This is a genomic window from Cupriavidus sp. 01L46, assembly GCF_056399905.1.
This window is the reverse complement of sequence record NZ_JBFTSF010000292.1, coordinates 1-7,335: the sequence shown is the minus strand read 5'-3', so window position 1 is coordinate 7,335 and position 7,335 is coordinate 1. Positions and strand designations below refer to the sequence as shown.

Here is a 7,335-nt window from a genome sequence, read left to right as displayed (position 1 = left end):
GCAGAAAACTGATCGATGCCTGCTACGCACTGGATCACACGCAGACCTACGGCGAAGCCGTCGATGCGACGAAACTGATCCCCCACATGCCGGAGGCGTTCATGGCCGGGGATCGGGGATTCAAGAGGCGTACGTGATGGTACTCAGACCACTCCCGTCCGGCGTCCAGGCCGTGGCAGACAGGTGGACAGCGCGATCAGGCCGAGCACCAGCACCGCGCCGCTAAGCACGCCAAGGCCGGTGCCGAAGGCCGCGCTGACACCCATTGCCACCAGCGCGGCGCTGCCGATCTGACAGAACCCTACCAGTCCCGACGCGGTGGCCGCATACCCGTGCTCGCTTGCAATGGCCCCGGACACCGCCAGCGACAGCGACGAACCATTGGCGAGACTGACCAGGCACATCGGTAGCACTACTGCGGTTGCGCCATGGAGCCCCAGCGCCGCCACGGCCAGGAATGCCACGCCGCCAAGCACGAAGCACATGATGCCGGCAGCGAGGATGCGGTCGTAGAGCCAGCGATCAAGCAACCGCTTGGCCAGCAGGTTGGCACCGATGATGCCGGCCGTCAGCGGCAGGTACAGCCAGCCGCTTTGTTCCTCACTCAAGCCTTGGCGCGCGAAAAGAAACGGCGATTGGGTCAAGTAGACGAACCAAGCGCAATAGATCGCGCAGACCACCAATGTATAGCGGCGAAAAGTTCGGTCGCGCAGGACATGACTGAAGCCGGCAAAGGGAGAGGTCCGGGTGCGGGCAACAATGGGTAGCGTTTCCGGTAGCAGCGTCATCACCATCAGTAGTGCCACGACACCGAACGCGGCGACGAACAAGAAGTCTGACCGCCAGCCAAAGGCCGCTGCCAGGTGCCCGCCTATGGCCGGTGCCAGGGCTGGCGACAGCGACACCAGCGGGTAGATCACCGCATAGACCTTGGCGGAGGTGCGCTTGTCGCAAGTGTCGGCGATCAGGGCGCGGCCAACGACAAGGCCTGCAGCTGCGCCGACTGCTTCAAGCATGCGCCACGCCAGGAACCCGTTGTAGGTGGCTKAGGTGGCACAGCCCACCGAGCCAACGATGTAGAGGGCGATGCCGGTCAGCAGTACGGGCTTGCGGCCATTGCGGTCCGACAGTGGCCCGTAGGCCAACTGGGCAATTGCTAGTGCCAGCAGGTAGAACGAGATTGTCTGCGGCATCTGCCAGTCGGCGACGCCGAACTCCGTGGTCATGCTCGGCATGGCGGGCAGATAAACGTCCGAAGCAATCAGGCCGAAGGCACTCAGCATGGCGACGGTCAGAATGAACGGTAAGCGAGGCATGGCAGCTCCCGGCAGCCAGGCGGGCCAGCTGCGCGTCAAAGGTTCAGAAGGGATGGGCGCTATGTTACGGAGAGGCCTTCCATGTGAAAATGCACAAAACAGCAGCCTATGGCTGCATATTTGCAGTATTGACAATGGAGCAGTGATGAACTGGGACGACGTGCGGATATTCCTGGCAATTCAGCGCGCCAGCACCTTGCGCGGGGCAGCGCAGCAACTGGCCATCGACCAKACCACGGTGGGTCGGCGTCTGACCGGATTGGAGCAGGCGGTGGGCAGCCGGCTGTTCCTGCGCACCACGGGCGGCTTGGTGCTGACCGACACCGGCCAGCAAGTGCTGCGCATAGCCGAGGACATGGAACGCATGGCCGTCTCCTTCGAGCGCCGCAGCGAAGGTGCCGACGCGCGCGTGGCCGGAGAGGTACGCGTGACCACCACCGACGCGTTGGCGGTGGACTTCGTGGTTCCGGCCATTGAACGCCTGCGCGCCAGCCATCCCGAGGTGCGGGTGATCCTGAGCACCACGACGCGGCTGCTCGACCTGGCGCGGCGGGAGGCCGACATTGCTGTACGTACCCTGCGGCCGGAGCAACCGGACTTGATCGTTCGCCAACTGGGCTGCTGGGAAGTTGGCCTGTACGCAACCCGAGGCTATCTGGCCAAGCATGGTGAGCCGCAGCCCGGAAAAGGCTTTGCGAGCCACGACATTGCGCTCTACCAGGAGGGTGTGACCGGTCGGCAGGACGACACGCTGGCGGGTGAATCCAGGGCACAGGGTCGCGTGGTTGCCGAACTGGATTCGAGTCTGATGCTCACGACCTTCGTGCGCGCCGGCTTGGCGATAGGCGAGTTGCCCGAGTACCTGGCCCGGCGCGATCCCGCACTGGTGCGGCTATGGCCGGAGTGCCAGCGGGCCAAGCCCTACGAGGCGTGGCTRGTGTTGCACCAAGACTTGGCGCGCACGGCTAGAGTGCGTGTCGTCGTGGAGGCGATCACATCGGCTTTCGCCGATTGAACGTCAGGCATGGGCGAGCCACGTATTTGCTTTTGGGGAGCGAGGGTCGGGAGGCTGATATGACTCCCCGTGTCAATCGGGATTGGTTTAGTTCAGTTGACGGTTTCATGTCGTTTCTCCCACCCAATTCCCTGAGGGAGGCGTCCACATAAGCCACTCTAAGCGCCAGGCGTAAAGAAAAGAATGGCCGGGCGCCGCATGGCGGCTCCGGCCATTCTCTTGAGTCCGGGGGGATCCCGCTCGCTATGCCCGCCTGCGCTTTAGCGCCGCGCAGATCGTCTCGTGGGTCTTCTCATCCAGGTGGTAATTCCACAGCGCTATAGCGCACGCACAGGAATACACAGCTCGCAGGTCAGCGAGCCCGTTCGCGCGTCYAGCGCCGACACTGCCGAGAACCGCTCGAAGCACGGGCGCTCGTCGCATTGCAGACCGCTGGACGGCAGCCATTCCCGGGTCAGCCAGGTCCATGCCTGGGCGATGGCGGCAGGGGCGCCGCTGAATTGCGCCACGGCGTAACGTCCGCCCGGCAGGACGGAGATGCTGGCCCGGCCGCTGGGCTGGAAGGTTTCTRGTATCTCCACGCAGGCGTCGTAGCGGCACTTGTCCGGCGGCGTGATGCCGGGGGCGTCGTGGCCGATGCCGTAGCACGTTTGCCCGGCCAGGCCGTTGGCATGCATCCATGGCGCGACGGYTTCKCGCCAGAAMGTGCCGATCGCCGGRCCGTAGGGRCCGATTTGGCGTTGGTAGGCGACACGTGCCTCGGGTAGATCGATGACGCGGACTTCCATATTGCTCTCTCCATCTGTTTGGCAKGAGAGGCCATGGTCGATGAAGGCACCGCCATCCACCTGATCGGCGTTGCGCAGGACCTGATCCGGATTGCTATGGCGGTTGGCCAGGCGCGCGCGCGCCGCCGCGACCCGCGTGGCCCGGTGTTCGGCCGCGCCGGCGCGCCAGGCAGAGGGCGTGCAGCCAAACTTGAGCTTGAAGGCGCGCGCGAATGCCTCGCCGGAGCCGAAACCGGTGGCCAGTGCAACTTCCAGCACCGAGGCGCCGGGTTTGCAAGCCAGCTGAAATGCAGCGGACTCGAGCCGGCGCCGGCGCGCGTAGTCGCCCAGCGTCTCGCCCATCCAGGCCGCGAACAAGCGATGAAAATGGAAGCGGGAAAAGTTCGCGACGTCTGCCAGTTGGGCCAGATCGAGCGGCGTGTCCAGATGCTGGTCGATATAGTCGAGCACGCGGTTCATGCGCCGCGTGTACTCCGCGCGATGGATGCGCAACTGCGATGGGTCTGACTGCGGGCCGTCTGCGTGTTCGGTGGGTGCCATGGCTGCGGATTATGGCACGACGGCGATCCGCGCAAATCGTCCCGATCAACGGAAAACGCCCCGCGCTGGGCGGGGCGTTCAACGGTTCAACCGTTCAACCGTTCGATCGTTCAACTACTCGAACTTGGCCAGTTCGCCTGGCCGCGTGCGCTCATGCAAGCCAGCGCGGGCCGGCCACCGTGCTCAGGCAAGCGCGGGGTAGTCGATATAGCCTTCCGCGCCCGAGTGGTAGTAAGTCTCCGGCTGCGGCGCGTTCAGCGGCGCGTCGATCTGCAGGCGGCGCGGCAGGTCCGGGTTGGCGATGAACAGCTGGCCAAAGGCCACCGCATCGGCTTCACCGGCTTGCAGCACGTGCTCGGCGGTTTCCTTGGTCATCTTCTCGTTGGCGATATAGGTGCCGCCAAACGCCTTCTTCAGCGCGGGGCCGAGGCGGGGCTCACCCAGCGCTTCACGTGAGCAGATGAAGGCAATGCCGCGCTTGCCGAGTTCGCGCGCCACGTAGCCGAAGGTGGCCGGCAAGTCCGAGTCGCCCATGTCGTGCGCATCGGCACGCGGTGCCAAGTGCACGCCCACGCGCGATGCGCCCCACACGTCGATACAGGCGTCGGTCACTTCCAGCAGCAGGCGGGCGCGGTTTTCGAGCGAGCCGCCATAGGCGTCGGTGCGCTTGTTGGTGCTGTCCTGCAGGAACTGGTCGAGCAGGTAGCCGTTGGCGCCGTGCACTTCCACGCCGTCGAAGCCGGCGGCCTTGGCGTTCTCGGCGCCGTGGCGGAAGGCCGCGACGATGCCGGGGATTTCATCGGTTTCCAACGCGCGCGGCGTGACAAACGCGCGCTTGGGGCGCACCAGGCTGACATTGCCCGCGGCCGCGATGGCGCTGGGCGCCACCGGCAGTTCGCCGTCCAGGAAGACCGGATCGGAAATGCGGCCCACGTGCCACAGCTGCAGGAAGATGCGGCCGCCGGCGGCATGCACGGCATCGGTCACCACCTTCCAGCCGGCGACTTGCTCGTCGGACCAGATGCCCGGGGTGTCGGCATAGCCCACGCCTTGCGGGGTGACCGAGGTGGCTTCGCTGAGGATCAGGCCTGCAGAGGCGCGCTGCACGTAGTACTCAGCCATCAGGGCGTTGGGCACGCGGCCGCCGCCCACTGCGCGCGAGCGCGTCAGCGGCGCCATGATGACGCGGTTGGCGAGGTCGAGGTTGCCGATGCGGATGGGGTCGAAGAGAGAGGTCATGTCAGTTTGTCCGGGTGTCGAGGAGAGTGGCGCACCGTGGGTGCATGAGTTGGCGCTCGCGCGCCGCTGGTATCAAAGATCGCTGTGCATGTGATCGAGAAAGGCCTGGATGGTCTGCTCGTCGCGCTTGAAAAAAATCCATTGGCCAACCCGCTTGGACGTCACCAGCCCGGCGCGTTGCAACGTGGCGAGATGTGCCGACACGGTGGATTGCGACAGTCCGGTGCGCGCGTCGATCAGGCCAGCGCAGACACCCAGCTCGAGCGGATAGTCCTGCACGGCGAAATTCTCCTGCGGGGCTTTCAGCCAGGCGAGGATGCTGCGCCGTACGGGATTGGCCAGGGCCTTGTGGATGGCGTCGATGTCCATTGCGTGGGTTTGTCCGGTATCGGAGGCGCGGGCTGTTTCGCCTTTTGGCGAAACATATATCCGCTTCTCACAAAATTAATATCGTAACTATACGATATACATGGCGGCTTTGCTGGGGAGGCTTTTGTGCCACTTAATTGTCCTGCTTGATGTGTGGTTATCTCTATCTGGTTGCTTAAAGAAACCAATGTGACTTAGACTTCGTTAGGTTTCTTTATAAAACTAGACGGATCCATGATGACGCTTAACCCGGCCACCGCCGCCACCCTAGCCACCGCACCGTTGGCACAGACCCMGGACGCGCCATCTGCCATGCCGTCGTCGCTGGTCTGGTTGTTCGCATTGGCGTGCGGGCTCAGCGTGGCCAACGTCTACTACGCGCAGCCCTTGCTGGATGCGATGGCGCGCGAGTTCGGCTTTGGCTATGGCTCGGTCGGCATCGTCGTCACGGCCACGCAGGCGGGCTGCGCGCTGGCGTTGCTGCTGCTGGTGCCGGTGGGCGACCTGGTGGACCGGCGCCGCCTGATCCTGCTGCAGTTGCTGATGCTCGCCGTCGCCCTGGCGCTGGTGGCGGCGGCTTCGACGCGCACGGCATTGCTGGCAGGCATGCTCGCCGTGGGCCTGCTGGGCACGGCCATGACCCAAGGACTGATTGCGTTCGCGGCCACGCTCGCCGCGCCGGCCGAGCGCGGGCGCGTGGTGGGCGCCGCGCAGGGCGGCGTGGTGATCGGCTTGCTGATGGCGCGGGCCATGGCGGGCGCGCTGGCGGATCTTGCCGGCTGGCGCGCGGTGTACGTGGTCTCGGGCGTGCTGGCGTTGCTGATGATCGCGCTGCTGGCGCGCCGATTGCCGCGGCAGGCCAGCGCGCCGGTGAAGATGCGCTACATCAGCCTGCTCGCGTCGATGTTCACGCTGCTGGCGCAGGAGCGCACGCTGCAGGTCCGCGGCGTGCTTGCCATGCTGATGTTCGCCACGTTCAGCGTGTTCTGGACCGCGCTGGTCCTGCCGCTGAGCGCGCCGCCGTATTCGATGTCGCATACCGCTATCGGTGCCTTTGGGCTGGTTGGCGCCGTGGGCGCGCTGGCGGCCGCGCGTGCCGGGCGCCTCGCGGATCGCGGGCTGGGGCAGTGGACCACCGGCATCGCGCTGGTGCTGCTGGTGGCGTGCTGGGCGCCGCTGGCATTTGCGCAGGAGTCGCTGTGGCTGTTGGTGGCGGGCATCATCGTGCTGGACCTGGCCGGGCAGGCCATCCATGTCACCAACCAGAGCATGGTGTTTCGGGTGCGGCCGGAAGCGCACAGCCGGCTGGTGGGCTGCTACATGTTGTTCTATGCGCTTGGCAGCGGTGCGGGGTCCATCGCCTCGACGCATGTCTATGCGCGCGCAGGATGGTCCGGCGTTTGCATGCTGGGCGCGGCGATCAGTGCGGTTGCGCTGGTATTCTGGGGTGCGACCTTGCGGCGATAAAGCGGCGATAAAGCGGGGGGAACTTTCATTTTGCTTACTGGTTCAGACTGGATATCGGATGAATCCACGTCAACCAAAACCCGTCCGCCAGCGTAAGAGCGGTGTCACCCCTTGGGGTTCGAGACAGGCCAACCATGTCCTTGAACATTTCACGCCTGCTGTCACGCCTGATGTCGGTTTGCCTCCTCAGTGCGGCCGCAGGCCTGCTGGGTGCTTGCGCGCAAGGCGGCGGCGCGCCGGAGGGCGCATCCGGTGCGGCCCTGAGGCCGGCCGACCTGCACTGGCTCAACACCGTCACCTTCGGCGCCAACCAGGCCAGCATCGAGCGCCTGCGCAAGCTGGGGCGCGAGCGCTATCTCGAAGAGCAACTCAAGGCGCCCGGCACCGATACGGGCGAGCTCGCCGCCACCATCGGGGCGCTGAGCATTGCCCAGCAAAGCGGCGAGCAAAGGCTGCGCAGCGTGCGCGCCGAGCAGCAGCGCATCAACACCCTCACCGACGAAGACGAAAAGCAGAAGGCGCGCGACGCGCTCAACCGCAGCGGCAACGACGTGGTGCTGGACACCAGCCGCCGCCACCTGCTGCGCGCCCTCTACTCGCC

General features: G+C 65.4%; 8 protein-coding genes. 4 read left to right on the top strand and 4 right to left on the bottom strand.

Features of this window, described 5'->3' with window-relative positions; all coding sequences use genetic code 11:
* A partial coding sequence (locus AC1DS3_RS31915) for a DUF2274 domain-containing protein (protein ID WP_477128716.1) occupies positions 1–137 on the top strand: 137 nt, incomplete at its 5' end.
* A 6-nt stretch (positions 138–143) separates the two neighbouring features.
* Here the strand turns inward: AC1DS3_RS31915 and AC1DS3_RS31910 are convergent.
* The gene (locus AC1DS3_RS31910; protein WP_477128714.1) at positions 144–1,355 is read right to left on the bottom strand and encodes a multidrug effflux MFS transporter; all 1,212 of its coding nucleotides are present in this window, start codon (positions 1,353–1,355) and stop codon (positions 144–146) included.
* A gap of 106 nt (positions 1,356–1,461) precedes the next feature.
* On the opposite strand from AC1DS3_RS31910, the gene AC1DS3_RS31905 reads away from it, so the two are divergent.
* Positions 1,462–2,331, top strand: a complete 870-nt coding sequence (locus tag AC1DS3_RS31905; RefSeq protein ID WP_477128713.1) for a LysR family transcriptional regulator — start codon at positions 1,462–1,464, stop codon at positions 2,329–2,331.
* Positions 2,332–2,648: 317 nt separating this feature from the next.
* Here AC1DS3_RS31905 and AC1DS3_RS31900 read toward each other — a convergent pair whose 3' ends face one another.
* From AC1DS3_RS31900 to AC1DS3_RS31890, 3 genes are all read right to left on the bottom strand, one after another.
* Positions 2,649–3,659, bottom strand: a complete 1,011-nt coding sequence (locus AC1DS3_RS31900; RefSeq protein WP_477128712.1) for an AraC family transcriptional regulator — start codon at positions 3,657–3,659, stop codon at positions 2,649–2,651.
* A gap of 183 nt (positions 3,660–3,842) precedes the next feature.
* Positions 3,843–4,898, bottom strand: a complete 1,056-nt coding sequence (locus tag AC1DS3_RS31895; RefSeq protein WP_441640810.1) for an alkene reductase — start codon at positions 4,896–4,898, stop codon at positions 3,843–3,845.
* A 72-nt stretch (positions 4,899–4,970) separates the two neighbouring features.
* On the bottom strand, positions 4,971–5,267 hold the full coding sequence (locus AC1DS3_RS31890) for an ArsR/SmtB family transcription factor (RefSeq protein ID WP_174427524.1): 297 nt from the start codon (positions 5,265–5,267) through the stop codon (positions 4,971–4,973).
* A 237-nt stretch (positions 5,268–5,504) separates the two neighbouring features.
* Between AC1DS3_RS31890 and AC1DS3_RS31885 the strand changes: the two genes are divergently transcribed.
* Together AC1DS3_RS31885 and AC1DS3_RS31880 are read left to right on the top strand one after the other, a co-directional pair.
* Positions 5,505–6,734 (top strand): MFS transporter, encoded by a 1,230-nt coding sequence (locus tag AC1DS3_RS31885; RefSeq protein WP_477128715.1) that lies wholly within the window; start codon positions 5,505–5,507, stop codon positions 6,732–6,734.
* Between the two features lie 134 nt (positions 6,735–6,868).
* A partial coding sequence (locus AC1DS3_RS31880) for a DUF1800 family protein (protein ID WP_477128711.1) occupies positions 6,869–7,335 on the top strand: 467 nt, incomplete at its 3' end.